The organism is Rhodanobacter sp. FW021-MT20 (genome assembly GCF_041107475.1).
Classification (GTDB): Bacteria; Pseudomonadota; Gammaproteobacteria; order Xanthomonadales; family Rhodanobacteraceae; genus Rhodanobacter_A; species Rhodanobacter_A glycinis.
In genome coordinates this window covers 269,412-284,790 of the sequence record NZ_JBGBPX010000003.1, presented here as the reverse complement: position 1 = coordinate 284,790, position 15,379 = coordinate 269,412, and the positions used below count along the sequence as shown (strand labels likewise).

The window sequence follows — 15,379 nt, the reverse complement described above, 5'->3', positions numbered from 1 at the left end:
GCACCTGGTCATCGAGGCAAGCCCATGAGCGACACCATCCCCGCCCGAAACTTCCACGCCAGCCGATTGTGGCGATCCGACGGCTGGCAGGCCGATGCCACGCTGGGTGTGGACGCCAGCGGACGCGTGACGGTGGCGGCTGCCGGCCAGGGCGAGTCGCTGGGCGAATGGGTGCTGCCGGGGATGCCGAACCTGCATTCGCACGCCTTCCAGCGCGCCATGGCCGGGCTGGCCGAGCGCCGCGGAATCTCCCGTGGCGCGGGCGACCCGAGCAAAGGGCAGGGCCACGACAGCTTCTGGAGCTGGCGCGAGACCATGTACGGTTTCGCCGCCGCGATCGGCCCGGCGGAACTCAAGGCCATCGCCGCGCAGCTTTACGTGGAAATGCTCAAGGCCGGCTATACCCAGGTCTGCGAGTTCCACTACCTGCATCACCAGCCGGACGGTACGCCTTACGCCCAGCCGGAAGCGATGTCGCTGGCGTTGGTCGAGGCCGCGCGCGAGGCCGGCATCGCATTGACCCTGTTGCCGGTGCTTTACATGAGCGGCGGTTTCGACGGCCGTCCGTTGTCGGCGCGGCAACGCCGCTTCGGTCATGCCGTGGACGACTACCTGCGCCTGCTGGACACCTTGCGCGCGCATGAAAACGACGACGTGCGCATTGGCATCGCGCTGCACTCGCTGCGCGCCGTGCCCGAGGCAGCATTGCGCGAGGTGCTCGCCAGCGACATGGCGCGGCGCGGCCCGATCCATATCCACATTGCCGAACAACTCGGCGAAGTGCAGGACAGCCTCGCCACGCGTGGCGCCCGCCCGGTGGAGTGGCTGTTCGACCACGCCGACGTCGACGCGCGGTGGTGCCTGGTGCATACCACCCATCTGACCGACGCCGAAACGCAACAACTGGCACGCAGTGGTGCGGTAGCCGGCCTGTGCCCGGTGACCGAAGCCAACCTGGGTGATGGCCTGTTTCCGCTGGCCGATTATCTGGATGCGGGCGGCACGCTCGGCATCGGCTCGGATTCGCACATCTCCATCTCCCCGGTGGAGGAGTTGCGCTGGCTTGAATACGGCCAGCGCCTGCGTACGCACCATCGCAATATCGCCGCGCGCCGCGAAGGCGACAGCGTGGGCGAAACGCTGTGGCGCGCCGCGCTGCGTGGTGGCGCGCAGGCATCGGGCATGGCCATCGGTGAGTTGCGCGAAGCGGCGCGCGCCGATCTGATCGTGCTGGATGACACCTCGCCGTTGCTGGCCGCGCGTGATGAACGTTCGCTGCTGGACAGCTTCCTGTTCGCCGGCAACACGCCACTGGTGCGCGACGTGATGTGCGGTGGCCGCTGGGTGGTGCGTGATTTCAGGCATCACGACGAGGCACGCATTACCGCACGTTATCGCGACACCGTGGCGGCGTTGGCGAAGCGATGAAGCCGCATGACGGGGGCCGCCCGCCCGCCGAATGAACGGCAGCTATCGGACAGGGGAGTGCGCCGTCATCGGCTTTGCTGACGACGCGTTTCGGGTAAGCACACCCCACACGAGGAATGCCTCATGCGCCGTCTCATGTCCGCCGTGCTGCTGTCTGCCGCCTTGCTTGGCGGTACCCTGTCGCTGACCGGCTGCATCATCGTGCCAGCTCATCGCGCACGTGTCTGGGTGCCGGGTTACTGGGCGCCGCAGCATGTCTGGGTGGGTGCGCACTGGCGTTATCGCTGAGCCTTCTGCGTTCCTGCGACACGTTGGCGTGGATTCCGCGCCAGCGTGTTTTTCATTCAATGGGCCGATGGTTCTGAACCGGCAAATGAAAATGGCCCATCTCCACGCGTGGAGAGGGGCCATGAGCGTTACCGCTTACTGGTTGGATGTCGAGGTGGACTGGTCGCGATGCTGGGCCTGGAACGCCTTCCACTCCTGCCTGCGCTGTTCACGCTGGGCTTTCATCGAGGCCAGCTGCATCTTCTGCGCCGAGGTCAGCACGCCGTAGATCTGCGCCCGCACGTTGGCGCGCTGTTCCACGCGTACCTTGGTGGCATCGGCTTCGGCCTGGGCCAGGTTGGCCGCGGCAGCCTGGTAACCGGCCTGGTCGGGCGTCAGCGACTCGAATGCCTTGCGCTGCTGGAACACGGCCTGACGCTGCGCCTTGGACGAGGCGAAGCTGGTCTTGATGATCTGCTTGATGCTGGCCTTCTGCGCATCGCTCAGGTTGAGCTTGTGCAGGGCAAACATGCCGTGGTGACCATGGCCGTGACCGTGATGCCAGCCGCCGTGGCCCATCGGGGCGGCGATGGCGACCGTGCCGAAGGCCAGGGCGGACGTCAGGGCCAGGCCGAGGATGAGGGGCTTGCGCATGGGGATTACCTCTGTCGTTGGGGACGGAATTGTCTTGCCTCCATTTGACGACAGCTCTGCGTGTATGTTCTTTGCCGAAGCGTAAAGATGCGTAAAGCCCCCGGATGTCCTGGGTGCATGGATCGATAATCCCGACATGTCCCGAATCCTGCTTGCCGACGATGACCGCGCCCTGTGCGACCTGCTGGCCGAGTACCTGCGCCGCGAAAGCTACGAGGTGGATGTGGTGCACGATGGCGAGGCGGCGCTGGAACGCCTGCGCGATCCGGCGCTGCGTCCCGATCTGTTGATCCTCGACGTGATGATGCCCGGCCGCGACGGCCTGGAAACCCTGCGCGAATTGCGCGTGCAGTACCGGCTGCCGGTGATCATGCTGTCCGCCCGCGGTGAGCCGGTGGACCGCGTGGTGGGTCTGGAACTGGGCGCGGACGATTACCTGTCCAAGCCGTGCCTGCCACGTGAGCTGCTGGCGCGGGTACGGGCCCAGCTCCGTCGATCGGCCCCGGCCATCAGCGGCACCTTGCAGGTGGGCGAGCTGGTGCTTTACCCGGGCGAGCGGCGCGCCAGCATCGGTGACAGCGAACTGGCGTTGACCGGTGCGGAATTCCAACTGCTGCAGGCGTTGGCACAACGGGCGGGCGAGCTGGTGGACAAGGCCGTGTTGACGCGACTGGCACTGGGGCGCGAACTGGAACGCTTTGATCGCAGCATCGACGTGCATGTGAGCCGCTTGCGCCACAAGCTCGCCGAAGCCTCGGCCGACGCACCGCGCATCGACGCCGTGCGTGGCGCCGGCTATGTGCTGGTGGTGGCGCCGTGAATCCTTTCAAGAGTTCGCTCTACTGGCGCTTGCTTGTCTGGTTTTGCGTGGTCAACCTGCTGGTGTTGGTGCTGGGCGGTTTCCTTACCCGGCGCTTCATCGAATACACCACGGCGGTGGAAATCGACTGGAGCGCGCTGGCGCAGTCGGCCGATGCAGCCTACGAGCAGGGCGGCGTGGCCGGGTTGGGCGACTGGTCGATCCGACAACGCCACGATGGCGTGCAAGCCACGTTGTACCAGGATGGCCAGCCGCTGCATCCGATCCGTTTGCCGCCGTCGATCATGCAATCGTTGCCGGCCATGCTGGCGGCCGACCGTGACGTGGTGCTGCGGCCATGGCGAGGTGGCGGTGTGTACGTGGCGGTGCAACCGGTCACCGGTGCCGACGGACGCTTGCGCCAGTTGGTGGCGGTCAGCCGTTCGCACACGCGCCTGCGGCCGCAGACGCGCGAGAAAATCCTGCTGGGCGTGCAATTGCTGCTGTCGCTGCTGTTCATCGGACTGGTCGGCTGGCGGGTGGCGCGCAGCGTGGCCAAGCCGGTGCAGGCGTTGCGTGATGCAACGCGGCGCATGACAGCGGGCGAGCTTTCGGCACGCGTGAATCATCCAGGCGGTGGTCGGCGCGACGAACTGGCGCAGCTTGCCGGTGACTTCGATGCCATGGCCGAGCGCATCGAGGCACTGGTAACGCACGACCGGCGCGTCTTGCAGGATCTGTCGCACGAATTGCGCTCGCCGCTGGCGCGGCTGCACCTGATCCTCGACCTGGCCCAGCGCAGCGACGCCCCGACGGAAGCCGGGCGCTACTTTCTCCAGGCCGAACATGAAATCGTGCGGCTCGATCGCATGGCCAGCGAGATGCTGGCGCTGTCGCGGCTGGAAGGTGGCCTGCCCGGCATGGAACGCGAGTGGGTGGATCTGCCCGAACTGGTGCGTGAATGCATCCATCGCGCCGAGCTGGAAGCGGATGCCCGCCATGTGCGCCTTCGCCTGGCCACGGATGCGCCGGCCGCCGTCTCCGGCAGCGCCATGCTGCTGGAACGTGCACTGGACAACCTGCTGGCGAACGCGATCAAGTTCAGTCCGGAAGGCGGAGACGTCGAACTCGGCGTGCACCCGCAAGCCGGGCACGTGGTGCTGTCCGTGCGCGATTACGGTCCCGGCGTACCCGATGACGAACTGGCCTCGCTGTTTCGTCCGTTCTTCCGCGGCAGCAACGCCGCGCGCGCGGACGGCCACGGCCTCGGATTGGCCATCGTGCAGCGCGTGGCCAAGGTGCATGGCGGCCATGTCGTGGCTGCGAATGCGGCGGGCGGCGGTCTGGAAGTGCGTCTGGAACTGCCCATGGCAAACACCGACGACGAAGCGTGATGTCCCTGGTGTTCCGGCGTAATGGCTGCCACCGGCGTTGACCGGACACGATTCAAGCGACTGCGCGTGAACGTGGAACCGTTTTTGGCCACTGGCAGGAATGAAACGACGCACCCAGCTCACATACGTCTGCTCCCTACGTATCGACAACCCCAGTCGACGCATACACTCCCCCATCATATCCAGCAGTCGCGGTTGCGCTGCCGCACTTGCCACCCCTTGGACCCGGTGAGAGGATTCCGTCATATCCGCCTCCTTGAAAGATTGCATGATCAGGCGGCAGGGTCAGGTTGCAACATCGGTCCGGTGCGTTGATTCGTATAGTTATCCGCCGGCAGGTGGCGCCTGTCGCGCGGGTTTATGCTGCAGGAATAGGTTGCACTTCGTTATCGAATTTAAGTTAGCCGTTATGGGGAAGTACCCGATGAACCGATGGCCAAAATGTCTTTTCTTGCTGGCGTTCGTACTGCTGGTTGCAGGTTGCGCAAACCTCACCGCTAGCGGAACCCGCACACAACCGAAGGGTGTCGTGGAGTTTCAGGTTGCTTCGAATTACCAGGACGTGTACCGGCTCATCTACAAAAACGCACAGCGATGCTTGGACTCAGGCTCAGCGCGAGTAGTCCGCGGCAACATGTTTCCGGATAACAAAACAGCGGAGGTCATGCTCAATCTTGTCGGTACCGCTGCCATGCCACTCGTCGTCGACATCAAAGCTGCGCCGACCGGCACGTCGGTTACGTCAAGCTACGCTTTCAACTTCTTCCACATGTGGAAGAAGTCCGCCAAAGCAACAGAGCTTTGGGCGCAAGGCGATAATTCGTTCTGTCCCGACATCTGAGGCAACGGCCAACTGTTCGTTCGAGGCGGACGGCTACGCCGCCGCTCAACTCAAGCGTTAGATAGAACAAAACCTTCGAAAAACTTGCGACTCGCAGATTCAAGTTACATGGCAAAATGTAGCGGCACACACACGAATTGGAGTAACTAATGCGGAGGCGCCTAGATCCAGATGATCGCCATGCCGAGGTTCTTGGAGCTGCAATGAAAGCTGCCCAAGAATTTGGCTGGTCTGAGATGACGAGGGATCACATTGCGGCTCTCGCTGGCGCATCGGCGGCATTGGTCTCAATCAGGCTTGGCACCATGGCGCAAGTACGAGATGTCGTTATGGAGGAGGCCGTAAAAAACGGCCTACTTTCGGTGGTGGCTCAAGGCATCATCGCGCGCCATCCGGTTGCTCTTGCTGCGCCACTCCAACTTCAACAGAACGCTCTGGCTTCGCTACTACCAAGGCGCGTTTAGCGGCAGCTCACGTTTTTGTGGTGCAAAGCTCAACGGCCTCGTCCTAGGAGATAGCGTCGCAACCGGACAGTTCCTACGCTTTAGTGGACACCCTGAACCACCACTTCAGGAGTCCACACCATGCCGAAACCAGGCCACGAACGACCTATCGCTACACCGAAGATTTCAAGGCAACTGCTGTTCGTTTGAGCCAGTTGCCGGGTGTCGCTGTGGGTGACGTTGCCGCGTTGCTTTACATCCATCCGTTCATGCTGTCTCGTTGGGGCAAACAAGCGCGCGAGGGTGCATTTCCGTAATCGGCCTTGTCGAACCGGGAGCGGTTTGGAGGCTCTGCCAACAATATGTAGAACATATCGAAGCGGACTTTTTGTGTTATGGATCGTCTGTGTTGTTCGATCTACCCTGATGGCGTTCCCCATTCCGACAGGACAGATGTTCAATGGACGCCTCCCGCATTCCTGATGCACCGTTGCCGGCAGCGGATCCGCAGGAGTGGATCCACCACGGCACGCCGGCGTTCCGGCGTACCAACCTCGCTTTGTTCGCCGCTGGCCTGGCCACGTTCGGGTTGCTGTATTGCGTGCAGCCGTTGATGCCGGAGTTCAGCCACGACTACGGCGTGAGCGCGGCGGACAGTGCGTTGTCGTTGTCGCTGACCACCGGCGTGCTGGCCGTGGCGATGCTGTTCGCGGGTGGCCTGTCCGATGCGTGGGGACGCAAGTCGGTGATGGTGGTGTCGATTCTTTCCTCGGCCGTGCTGGTGCTGGTGACGGCGGCGATGCCGAACTGGGGTTCGCTGCTGGTTGTGCGTACCTTGCTCGGGCTGACCCTGAGCGGTCTGCCGGCGGTGGCGATGACGTACCTGAGCGAGGAAATGCATCCCGAATCGATCGGCCTCGGGATGGGGCTGTATATCAGCGGCAGCGCGGTCGGTGGCATGGGCGGTCGGCTGGTTACCGGCGTGTTGACGGATTTCTTCGACTGGCGGGTGGGCGTGGTCGTGGTGGGCGTGATCGGCATCGTGTCGGGCCTGGTGTTCTGGCGCGCGTTGCCGCCGTCACGGCATTTCGTGCGGCAACCGCTGAGCTGGCGCGCGCTGGCCGGGCGCTTCAGCGGCATGTTCCACGATCCGGGCCTGCCGTGGCTGTTCCTCGAAGGTTTCCTGCTGCTGGGCGCTTTCGTCACGGTCTACAACTATCTCGGTTACCGCTTGCTGGCACCGCCGTTCAACCTCAGCCAGGCGGTGGTGGGACTGATCTTCGGCATCTATCTGATCGGCACCTTCAGCTCGGCGTGGATGGGCCACCTGGCCGGCAAGCTGGGACGGCGCAAGGTGTTGTGGACGGCCTTCGCGCTGATGCTGGTTGGTGTGCTGCTGACCCTGACCATGTCGCTGTGGTTGATCATGCTGGGCATCGTGGCGGTGACGTTCGGTTTCTTCGGCGGTCATTCCATCGTCAGCAGCTGGGTAGGGCGTCGCGCCGGCGCGGCGAAGGCGCAGGCCTCGTCGATGTACCTGTTCTGCTACTACATGGGCTCCAGCGTGGCCGGTTACGCCGGTGGGTTGTTCTACACCCGGGGTGGCTGGGATGGCGTGGCGGCTTTCATTGGCGCGCTGGTGGTGGCCGGACTGGTCATCGCGCTGGGTTTGTATCGCCTGCGGCCGCTGGTGAACGTGGCGACGATGCCTACGCCGATGAGCAAAGGTGCGATGCCGTGAAGATCGTGTCGGTGTGTTTTCGCGGTCCGGGCTGGGATGCTTGATTCGAGGGATTTCAGGAGCATCGCCCGCGAGCGGGCTCCTGCCGTGAGGCGCATGCGGGTCATGCAGGGGTTTTGGGCAGGCTGCCGCTCAGCAGGCGTACGAATTGCGCGACCAGTGGGGCACGCTCGTCGCGGCGCCAGGCCACGTGGATTTCCGACATCGCCGCCGGGTCGGTCAGCGGCACGTAGCTGACGCCATCGATATGGATGTGTTCGCACGAGACCGGCAGGATCGACACGCCGAGCCCGGCGGCGACCAGCCCCACGATGGTGGATGACTCGCGTGCTTCCTGCGCCACGCGCGGCGTGAAGCCGGCATGGCGGCACAGCGAGATCACGTGGTCGTGGATGCCGGCGCCGGCACTGCGCGCAAACAGCACGAAGGGCTCCTGCGCCAACGCTTCGGTGCGCAGTTTGCGACGCGGGCCAAGCTCGCGCAGTGCCGGATGGTTCGAGCGCAGCACGGCGACCAGCGGATCGCGAAACAGTCGCTTCGATGCCAGCCCATCCGGCAGCACGTTGCCGCGAACGATGCCGATCTGCAGGCGGCGGTCGAGCAGGGCATCGATCTGCCGTAGCGAGTTCATTTCCTCCAGCTGCAATTGCACCTCGGGCAACTGCTGGCGGAAGGCCAGGATTGCGCGCGGGATATGGCCGGTCAGCGGGGTGGAACGGGTCATGCCTACGCGCAGTTCGCCGGTCTCGCCGCGCTGCGCACGTTGCGCCAGGTCGATGGCGTGATCGGTGCGCGCAAGAATGTCGCGTGCTTCGTCCAGGAACAACCGGCCCGGCTCGGTCAGTGCGACCCGACGATTGGTGCGATCAAGCAGCCGCACGCCGACCCGTTGTTCAAGCTGGCGAATCTGCTGGCTCAGCGGCGGTTGCGACATGCCCAGCCGTTCCGCCGCGCGGCCGAAATGCAGCTCGTCGGCGACCGCGATGAAGTAGCGCAGATGACGCAGCTCGATATCCATGGCGCTACTTTGGCGGGTTGCGAGCCCGCCCTCAAGCGGGCACTCGAAAGTCGGCCGTCACCGCCTTCGTTTTTGCAGGAGCCCGCTGGCGGGGGTTGCTCAGTGCGGCACCACGCCGATCGTTTGCAACCACGCCATGGCCAGCTTCGGCCAGCCGCTGATCGGAAATTTGCCGGGGCGCAAACCGAAGGCATGGCCGCCGTGCGCATACAGGTGCATCTCCGCCGGCACGTGCGCCTTGGCCAGGGCAGCGTAGTAGACCAATGACTGGTTCACGCCGTCGACGTAGTCGTCCTCGGCTTGCAGCAGGAAGGTGGGCGGCGTATCGCGGGAAACCTTTACATTCGGATTCAGCGTGTCGTTGTCGAAGGCGAGGTGACCCGGATAGATCGCCAGGGCGAAATCCGGGCGGGCGCTTTCCTTGTCGGCGGCATCCACCGGCGCATACAGGCGATGCTTGAACTGGGTGCTGGTTTCCGCGACCAGGAAGCCACCTGCGGAGAATCCGATCACGCCGACCTTTCGTGGGTCGATGCGCCAATCGCGAGCATGCAGGCGGACCAGCCGCAGGGTCCTCTGCGCGTCCTCTAGCGAAGGTGCCGATATGGCGAAATCGTCGGGACGGCAATCGCAGTGCCAGTCGTAGGGTACGCTCGGAACGCGATACTTCAGCAGCACACAAGTGATGCCCTCGGACGTCAGCCAGTCGCAGACTTCGGTGCCTTCCAGGTCGATCGCCAGCCCCTCGAATCCGCCACCCGGAAATACGACGACGGCCGCACCCGTGTTTTTTCCGGTTGGTGCGTAAACCGTCATTGTTGGCCGTGACACGTTGTAGACGCCTGTGATCGGTTTGCCGCCGAACAGTTTGTGGCCCGTCTTCATGGACTCGGCTCCGGGCATGGGCTGTGCATCAGGCGGCGTGCCCGGCCATATTGGTATTTGCGTGTGCCCGGCTGCTGGCTGCCATACCGTCGTTTTTGCATGCACGCCGCTGCATGCGAGCAACCCGCACAGGGCGATAACCCAAAGCCTCATGACGTTTCCCCATGTGGCGCGCGGCCACGCTTGCGTGATCAGGACAGACTGCCGATCACGATTCTGTGCCATGCGTCGGTCTTGTTGCGGCGGCTTCCGTGGATTTTTCCGGGCAAGCCCTTTCAGAACAGGCCGCTGAGCGCGCCGTACACGCCCAGTGCCGATGTCAGTGCCACCAGCGCCGTCACTATCCACCGATACCATCCGCGCAGGCGATGTTCGGGGGGCAGGGCACGAACGGCCAGTGCCACCAGGAAGCCCAGTACCAGCGGCAGCAGCAGCGCGTTCATCACTTCCACGCCGATGGACAGGGCGACCAGGTTGGGAACGAATGCCACCACCAGCGCACCGCCGACCACGGCCAGCGTGAACACCAGATAGAACCACGGCGCTTCGCGCGGATGCGATTCCAGCGAACGTCGGTAGCCGGTCACTTCGCCCAATCCCCACGCGGCGGCCAATGCCACCACGATGGCGGCAACCATCGCCGCGCCCAGCATGCCCAGGCCGAACAGGGTGCGGCCAAGCGTCATGCCGAGGAATGGCGTCAACGCATCGGCGACCTGGCCGACGGTGTCCAGCGGTGGGCTGAGATGTCCCGCCCACAAGGTGGCGGCAGCGACCAGCAGCACCGCCGCCATCACCACTTGGGTCACCACCGCACCGATGGCGGTATCCCAGCGCGCGGCGGTGTATTGCTCAGGTTGCAGTTTTTTGTCGGCCACGGCCGACTGCTGGTAGAACACCATCCACGGCATGATCACTGCGCCGATGTTGGCAGCCACCAGATACCAGAAGCCTGCGTCGCGAACCGGCACGCGGGTGATGCCGTCGACCAGCGCGTGCGAATCGATCGGCGCACGCAACGCCACCCAGACGAACACCAGTTCGAACAGGCCCAGGATGATGGCCACGCGTTCCACGCGGCGATAACTGCCCGTCCACACCACCACCAGCAGGAAGCCGGCGGCCAGCACCAGGCTCCACGCACGCGGCACGCCGAACAGTTCGCCCACGCCGGCCACGCCGGAGAACTCGGTGAGCAGCGCGCCGACAGCGGCCACGACCAGCCCCAGCACCGACACCCAAGCCCAGGGTGCTCCGAAGGTTTCGCGAATCAATTCGCCGTGGCCACGGCCGGTGAAGATGCCCAACCGCACGGTCAGTTCCTGCACCACGTACAGGATCGGCACCAGCAACAGTTGCAGGGCAAGCATTTGATAGCCCCATTGCGCGCCGCTTTGCGCGGCGGTAAGCACGCTGCCGACATCGGTATCGGCCAACATCACCACCAGCCCGGGGCCGAGGGTCGCGAGCAGGGTTTTCCAACCGGATATGGCGCGCTGCGGATGCAGACTGGACACGGAAACGGCGCGATCCATGAGCTCCTCGGAGCGTTCAAATGATAACGATTATCATAATCTTCTCGAGTAGGCAGCACTTGATGCAGGTCAAATCGTGCCGGCCCGTTGTTGCCGTCATTCCGGTCTACGCCCACTGCTGTCCGGAATAAAAATGCGCGATGCGTGGAAAACCCCGAGCAGTACAACTTTGCAACCATTGAGTTCGCATGAGGCTCAAATTTCAGAGTTATCGGCCACGACCCCGTCTCGTCATCCCAGCGAAAGCTGGGATCCAGTCAAGATGCTGTGCGAAGCACACTCAACTTCTTGTTTTTGTGTGCTTCGCACGCATGTCCGACTGGATTCCAGCTTTCGCTGGAATGACGGATTCGGCCGCCGTCATGCCTTCGCAAAATTATTCCGGACAGCAGTGGGCCTGCGCCGGAATGAAGGCCATGAGGAGCCGTCGGCGGCCTGTCCCCGCGGTCAGCCCACAATCCCTCGCTCGCTCCGTCAGCGCATGCCCGGCTTGAGCATGCCTTCCACCGCCTGGTAGCTGCCGTCGTTGGCCGCGGCGGGGATGTCCAGCAGATGCGTCATCAGCGGATAGACGTCCACGTTCGGGAAGGCGTGGAAGCGGATGCCGTCGCGGAATGCCGGGCCATGCGCGATAAACAGCGCTTGCATGCGCGGGTCGGCATTGTCGTAGCCGTGTTCGCCCACGCTGATATGTCCCTTGTGGCTGGCGGCGTAGTCGGTGGTGGTGATGCGCCAGCCCACGTCGGCCAGGCACACCAGCTGCGGCACGCGGGCGTTGTGGCCGTAATCGAGGCGCGCGGGTATGCGCGTCTTGTCCCAGCAGCGCATGTGCTTCTGCGGTTGCTCCAGCTGGCGTTCGATGGCGGCGAAGTCGTAGCCGGGCTTCGGGTTGAAACCGGCGACGATGCCGAAGCTCACCGGTCGCACGTGGTCCAGCGGAATCAGCTTGTCCATCATCACGTTGTTGGCGAGCGGCACGCTGGCCATGCCGTGGTCGGCCAGCACGATGATGTTCATCCGCTCGAACAGGTGGCGTTGCTGCAGCCCCTGCACCAGTCGAGCAAGTGCGGCATCGACATGGCGTATCGCCTCGTTCACCTGTGGCGAGTGCGGACCGTACTTGTGCCCGGCGTGGTCGACGGCGTCGAAGTACAGGGTGAGGAAGGTCGGGCGTTGGCCTTGCGGCAGGTCCAGCCAGGCCAGCACCTGGTCGACGCGTTGGTCAGCCGTGATGTGGTCGTCGAACGGCTTCCAGTAATCGGGGTAGTGACCGTGGATGTCGGCGCCCGAGCCGGGCCAGAACATGGTGGCGGTGCGCAGGCCATGTTCGTCGGCAGTGACCCAGATCGGCGTGCCTTCGTCCCACCAGCGGCCATCGGCCACGGCCTTGCGGTTGCCCAGCGAGAACTTGCCGAGCTGTGCGTCAAACATCGTGTTGTTGACGATGCCGTTGTGGTCCGGGCGCAGACCGGTGACGATGGTGTAGTGGTTGGGAAAGGTCAGCGACGGGAACGACGGCTGCATCGAATCGGCGTGCACACCGGTTTTCGCCAGCATCTCCAGGGTCGGGCTCAGGCCGCGGTCGTAGTAGTCCGCACGGTAGGCATCGATGGAGATCAACAGCAGTGGCGCGGGCGCTTGCGTTGCCGCGGGAGTGCTTGCCGTCGCCGCATTTTGTTGCGACGCATGCGGTTGCGTGGCGCAGCCGGCACCGAGCATGGCGACGGCGCACCACAGCAGGCGAAACGGAAATTTCATGAGGCATGTCTCAGGATGGAAATATCCTTCCATCATCGCGCAGGGACCGGATCATGGCCATGACAAGTTTTCGACATTCGCGTGTCCGCAGCAGCGTGACCTTGCTTGGCGCGGCGGCATTCGCGTGGGCCGGGTTGGCGGCGGCGCAGACCCAGCCGCAAGTCAACACGCAGCAGCGTGCGCAATACCAGCAGAACGTGAGCCAGCAGCAGCTCAGCAACACGTTGCGCGACAACAGCATCCGCGAGCAGCAGCGGCAGAACATTTCCGACAACGCCAAGCGCCCGTATACGAATGATGCGGCTACCACGCATCTGATCAACCAGGCCGACCAGGCCCATCGCGACCGTTATCAGGCGCATCAGCAAAATGCGCTGGACAGCTACGAGAGTGCGGTGACGCCGCGGCCCACCCGCAGCAAAAAGCCGGCGCACAGCAGCTCATCCGGCGGCTGAGCGCAGCCGCGTCAGGCGCGCAGGCCGAACAGGTCGCCGCGCGCGATGCGGTCTTCCATCGCCAGCAACTGGCGTTTGATCGGCAGTCCGCCGCCGAAGCCGGTGAGGCTGCCGTCGCTGCCGATCACGCGGTGGCAGGGCAGCACGATGGGCAACGGGTTGCGACCGTTGGCGGCGCCCACCGCGCGCACGGCTTTCGGTTGGCCGATGCGACGCGCCATCTCGCCATAGCTGAGCGTGGTGCCGTAGGGAATCCTCGCCAGCTCGTGCCATACCTCCAGCTGGAATGGCGTGCCAAGCGGATGCAGCGGCATGTCGAAGTGTTGCCTTGTGCCGGCGAAATACTCATCGAGTTGCACGCGGGCGAAGGCGACGCGGCCGGCATCGCGGATGCTGTCCGCGGCCAGTATTTTCGGGTGGCGTTCGGTTTCGAACCAGATCTGGCGCAGGCCGTGCGGATCGGCGATCAGCAGCAGCCGGCCGACCGGGCTGGGCATCTCGTCGAACCAGATCGGCTCGGCGTCGGTGCGAGTGATGGTGCTTGTCATGCACGGACCTCCTTGTGGCGTTTGGGCCGCGGGGCGGGTGGTACATCGGCTGTACTGCGCCACAGGTGCATCACCGCGTAGGCGCGCCACGGGCGCCATGCTTCGGCCATGTGGTCGAGCGCTTTCGTGCTGAGGGTCGAACCGTCATCGGCGGCGGCGCGACGCAGGATCAGGTCGGCGGCGGGAAACGCATCGGGATGGCTCAGCGCGCGCATGGCCACGTAATGCGCGGTCCATTCGCCGATGCCCGGCAAGGCCACCCAGCGCGCGACGAAGGCGTCCAGCGGCTGGTCGTTGCGAAAATCCACGCGCCCGTCCAGCAGCGCGCGGGCGATGCCGCGAATCGTTTCGGATCGTGCCGTGGTCACGCCGATCTCGCGCAGGTCGGCATCGGCCAGGGTTTCGGGGCTTGGAAACAATCGCTCCAGCCCGGGGCGTGGTGGATTCGGCACCACGAGGCCGTGGCGTTGCACGATGCGCGAGGCCAGCGTGCGTGCCGCGGCCACGCTGACCTGCTGGCCGAGCACTGCGCGCACCGCGATTTCGAAACCACCCCAGCCGCCGGGCAGGCGCAGGCCGGGGCGTTTGCGCAACAGCGGACGCAGCACCGGATGCGTGCGCAAGGCGCCGGCGATGGCTTGCGGATCGGCGTCCAGGTCGAACATGCGGCGGATGCGTGTCACCACCGGCAACATCTGCGCCGGCTGCGGACAATGCAGTTCCAGCTTCAACGCGTGCTCCGCATTCGGCCATGCGCTGAGGCGCAGCCAGCCCGGTGCATCAGCGGGCCCGAACACGCGCGCGTAGCTGTGCTCGTCCACGTGCTCGATACCCGGCAGCGAGCGGCCGCGCAGGAACGTCAGCAGCGCATCGAAATCGTACGGTGGGCGATAACCCAAACGCAGCACCAGCGTATCGCCCGGCGGCGTGCGCGGATGGCGACGCAATTCGCGCGGCGCGATGCGGTTCGCCTGCGCAAACGCGGCATTGAAGCGGCGCAGGCTGCGAAAGCCGGAGGCCATCGCCACCTCGGTCACCGGCATCGATGTCTCGGTCAGCAACTGCTTGGCGAACAGTAGTCGGCGTGTGGTGTGCACGTTGATCGGCGGTGCGCCGAGCCGGTCCACGAACAACCGGCGCAATTGGCGCGAACCCACATCCACTTGCCGGGCCAGATCGTCCAGCGAGCCTTCATCCAGCACCCCGGCCTCGATCAGCTTCAGCGCACGGGCCACCACATGATCGCCGCGCTGCCACACCAGGTTGCCCGGCGCTAGTTCCGGCCGACAGCGCAGGCACGGACGGAAGCCGGCGGTTTCGGCCGCCGCGGCACTGGCGTAGTAGCGCACGTTTTCACGCTTCGAAGCCCGCGCCGGACACACCGGCCGGCAGTAGATGCCGGTGCTGGTGACGGCGACGAAAAACAGCCCGTCGAAGCGCGCATCGCGGCTGAGGCGAGCCTGTTCGCAGGTTTGTGGATCGAGCGAGGAATGGATCTGGGCGTCGGACATGGCCTCAGGCTAGCACTGCGGCCGGCGCATGACTCGCCGTTTTCGGACATCAATGCGCATGCCGCATTGCCTGGACGGGAAGCATCGACGCGCGGGCGGTTT

The 15,379-nt window shown here is 64.6% G+C and carries 15 protein-coding genes; 8 read left to right on the top strand and 7 right to left on the bottom strand.

The features are described 5' to 3' along the window. Positions 1-24: 24 nt before the first annotated feature. Together AB7849_RS06230 and AB7849_RS06225 are read left to right on the top strand one after the other, a co-directional pair. Complete coding sequence (locus tag AB7849_RS06230) at positions 25-1,428, top strand: formimidoylglutamate deiminase (RefSeq protein WP_008207750.1); 1,404 nt, start codon at positions 25-27, stop codon at positions 1,426-1,428. Between the two features lie 123 nt (positions 1,429-1,551). Next, complete coding sequence (locus AB7849_RS06225; RefSeq protein ID WP_157617978.1) at positions 1,552-1,716, top strand: YXWGXW repeat-containing protein; 165 nt, start codon at positions 1,552-1,554, stop codon at positions 1,714-1,716. A gap of 135 nt (positions 1,717-1,851) precedes the next feature. On the opposite strand, the gene AB7849_RS06220 is transcribed toward AB7849_RS06225, so the two are convergent. After that, positions 1,852-2,349, bottom strand: coding sequence for a Spy/CpxP family protein refolding chaperone (locus AB7849_RS06220; protein ID WP_008207753.1), 498 nt, complete (start codon positions 2,347-2,349; stop codon positions 1,852-1,854). 136 nt (positions 2,350-2,485) lie between these two features. Between AB7849_RS06220 and AB7849_RS06215 the strand changes: the two genes are divergently transcribed. The 5 genes from AB7849_RS06215 (at position 2,486) to AB7849_RS06195 (ending at position 7,567) form a co-directional block, all read left to right on the top strand. Then, complete coding sequence (locus AB7849_RS06215; RefSeq protein WP_008207755.1) at positions 2,486-3,169, top strand: response regulator transcription factor; 684 nt, start codon at positions 2,486-2,488, stop codon at positions 3,167-3,169. Beyond that, on the top strand, positions 3,166-4,542 hold the full coding sequence (locus AB7849_RS06210; protein WP_008207757.1) for a HAMP domain-containing sensor histidine kinase: 1,377 nt from the start codon (positions 3,166-3,168) through the stop codon (positions 4,540-4,542). The genes AB7849_RS06215 and AB7849_RS06210 overlap by 4 nt, the downstream gene beginning before the upstream one ends. Positions 4,543-4,966: 424 nt before the next feature. Beyond that, positions 4,967-5,383: a hypothetical protein gene (locus AB7849_RS06205; protein ID WP_157617979.1), complete on the top strand. Its 417-nt coding sequence runs from the start codon at positions 4,967-4,969 to the stop codon at positions 5,381-5,383. A gap of 547 nt (positions 5,384-5,930) precedes the next feature. Next, the gene (locus AB7849_RS06200) at positions 5,931-6,143 is read left to right on the top strand and encodes a transposase (protein ID WP_008207762.1); all 213 of its coding nucleotides are present in this window, start codon (positions 5,931-5,933) and stop codon (positions 6,141-6,143) included. 143 nt (positions 6,144-6,286) lie between these two features. After that, positions 6,287-7,567 (top strand): MFS transporter, encoded by a 1,281-nt coding sequence (locus AB7849_RS06195; RefSeq protein WP_369500711.1) that lies wholly within the window; start codon positions 6,287-6,289, stop codon positions 7,565-7,567. 103 nt (positions 7,568-7,670) lie between these two features. On the opposite strand, the gene AB7849_RS06190 is transcribed toward AB7849_RS06195, so the two are convergent. From AB7849_RS06190 to AB7849_RS06175, 4 genes are all read right to left on the bottom strand, one after another. Further along, positions 7,671-8,585: a LysR family transcriptional regulator gene (locus tag AB7849_RS06190; RefSeq protein WP_008207764.1), complete on the bottom strand. Its 915-nt coding sequence runs from the start codon at positions 8,583-8,585 to the stop codon at positions 7,671-7,673. Positions 8,586-8,684: 99 nt separating this feature from the next. Beyond that, positions 8,685-9,623 carry an alpha/beta hydrolase gene (locus AB7849_RS06185; RefSeq protein ID WP_037097962.1) on the bottom strand — a complete coding sequence of 313 codons (939 nt, stop codon included), beginning with the start codon at positions 9,621-9,623 and terminating at the stop codon, positions 8,685-8,687. A 122-nt stretch (positions 9,624-9,745) separates the two neighbouring features. After that, complete coding sequence (locus AB7849_RS06180; RefSeq protein ID WP_008207767.1) at positions 9,746-11,005, bottom strand: NRAMP family divalent metal transporter; 1,260 nt, start codon at positions 11,003-11,005, stop codon at positions 9,746-9,748. A 474-nt stretch (positions 11,006-11,479) separates the two neighbouring features. Next, positions 11,480-12,763: an alkaline phosphatase family protein gene (locus AB7849_RS06175; RefSeq protein WP_008209326.1), complete on the bottom strand. Its 1,284-nt coding sequence runs from the start codon at positions 12,761-12,763 to the stop codon at positions 11,480-11,482. Positions 12,764-12,822: 59 nt separating this feature from the next. Here AB7849_RS06175 and AB7849_RS06170 point away from each other — a divergent pair, with 59 nt between their 5' ends. After that, entirely contained in the window at positions 12,823-13,218 is a 396-nt protein-coding gene (locus AB7849_RS06170; protein WP_008209327.1) for a hypothetical protein, read from the top strand. Positions 13,219-13,229: 11 nt separating this feature from the next. On the opposite strand, the gene AB7849_RS06165 is transcribed toward AB7849_RS06170, so the two are convergent. Both AB7849_RS06165 and AB7849_RS06160 read right to left on the bottom strand, forming a co-directional pair. After that, positions 13,230-13,766 (bottom strand): methylated-DNA--[protein]-cysteine S-methyltransferase, encoded by a 537-nt coding sequence (locus tag AB7849_RS06165; protein WP_008209330.1) that lies wholly within the window; start codon positions 13,764-13,766, stop codon positions 13,230-13,232. Beyond that, positions 13,763-15,277 (bottom strand): DNA-3-methyladenine glycosylase 2 family protein, encoded by a 1,515-nt coding sequence (locus tag AB7849_RS06160; protein ID WP_008209332.1) that lies wholly within the window; start codon positions 15,275-15,277, stop codon positions 13,763-13,765. Before AB7849_RS06160 ends, AB7849_RS06165 begins: the two co-directional genes overlap by 4 nt. Positions 15,278-15,379 lie beyond the last annotated feature (102 nt).

Coding starts and splice junctions, on each gene's coding strand:
- AB7849_RS06230 (WP_008207750.1), top strand. CDS start 25: ATGAGCGACACCATCCCCGCCCGAAACTTCCACGCCAGCCGATTGTGG.
- AB7849_RS06225 (WP_157617978.1), top strand. CDS start 1,552: ATGCGCCGTCTCATGTCCGCCGTGCTGCTGTCTGCCGCCTTGCTTGGC.
- AB7849_RS06220 (WP_008207753.1), bottom strand. CDS start 2,349: ATGCGCAAGCCCCTCATCCTCGGCCTGGCCCTGACGTCCGCCCTGGCC.
- AB7849_RS06215 (WP_008207755.1), top strand. CDS start 2,486: ATGTCCCGAATCCTGCTTGCCGACGATGACCGCGCCCTGTGCGACCTG.
- AB7849_RS06205 (WP_157617979.1), top strand. CDS start 4,967: ATGAACCGATGGCCAAAATGTCTTTTCTTGCTGGCGTTCGTACTGCTG.
- AB7849_RS06195 (WP_369500711.1), top strand. CDS start 6,287: ATGGACGCCTCCCGCATTCCTGATGCACCGTTGCCGGCAGCGGATCCG.
- AB7849_RS06190 (WP_008207764.1), bottom strand. CDS start 8,585: ATGGATATCGAGCTGCGTCATCTGCGCTACTTCATCGCGGTCGCCGAC.
- AB7849_RS06185 (WP_037097962.1), bottom strand. CDS start 9,623: ATGAGGCTTTGGGTTATCGCCCTGTGCGGGTTGCTCGCATGCAGCGGC.
- AB7849_RS06180 (WP_008207767.1), bottom strand. CDS start 11,005: ATGGATCGCGCCGTTTCCGTGTCCAGTCTGCATCCGCAGCGCGCCATA.
- AB7849_RS06175 (WP_008209326.1), bottom strand. CDS start 12,763: ATGAAATTTCCGTTTCGCCTGCTGTGGTGCGCCGTCGCCATGCTCGGT.
- AB7849_RS06170 (WP_008209327.1), top strand. CDS start 12,823: ATGACAAGTTTTCGACATTCGCGTGTCCGCAGCAGCGTGACCTTGCTT.
- AB7849_RS06165 (WP_008209330.1), bottom strand. CDS start 13,766: ATGACAAGCACCATCACTCGCACCGACGCCGAGCCGATCTGGTTCGAC.
- AB7849_RS06160 (WP_008209332.1), bottom strand. CDS start 15,277: ATGTCCGACGCCCAGATCCATTCCTCGCTCGATCCACAAACCTGCGAA.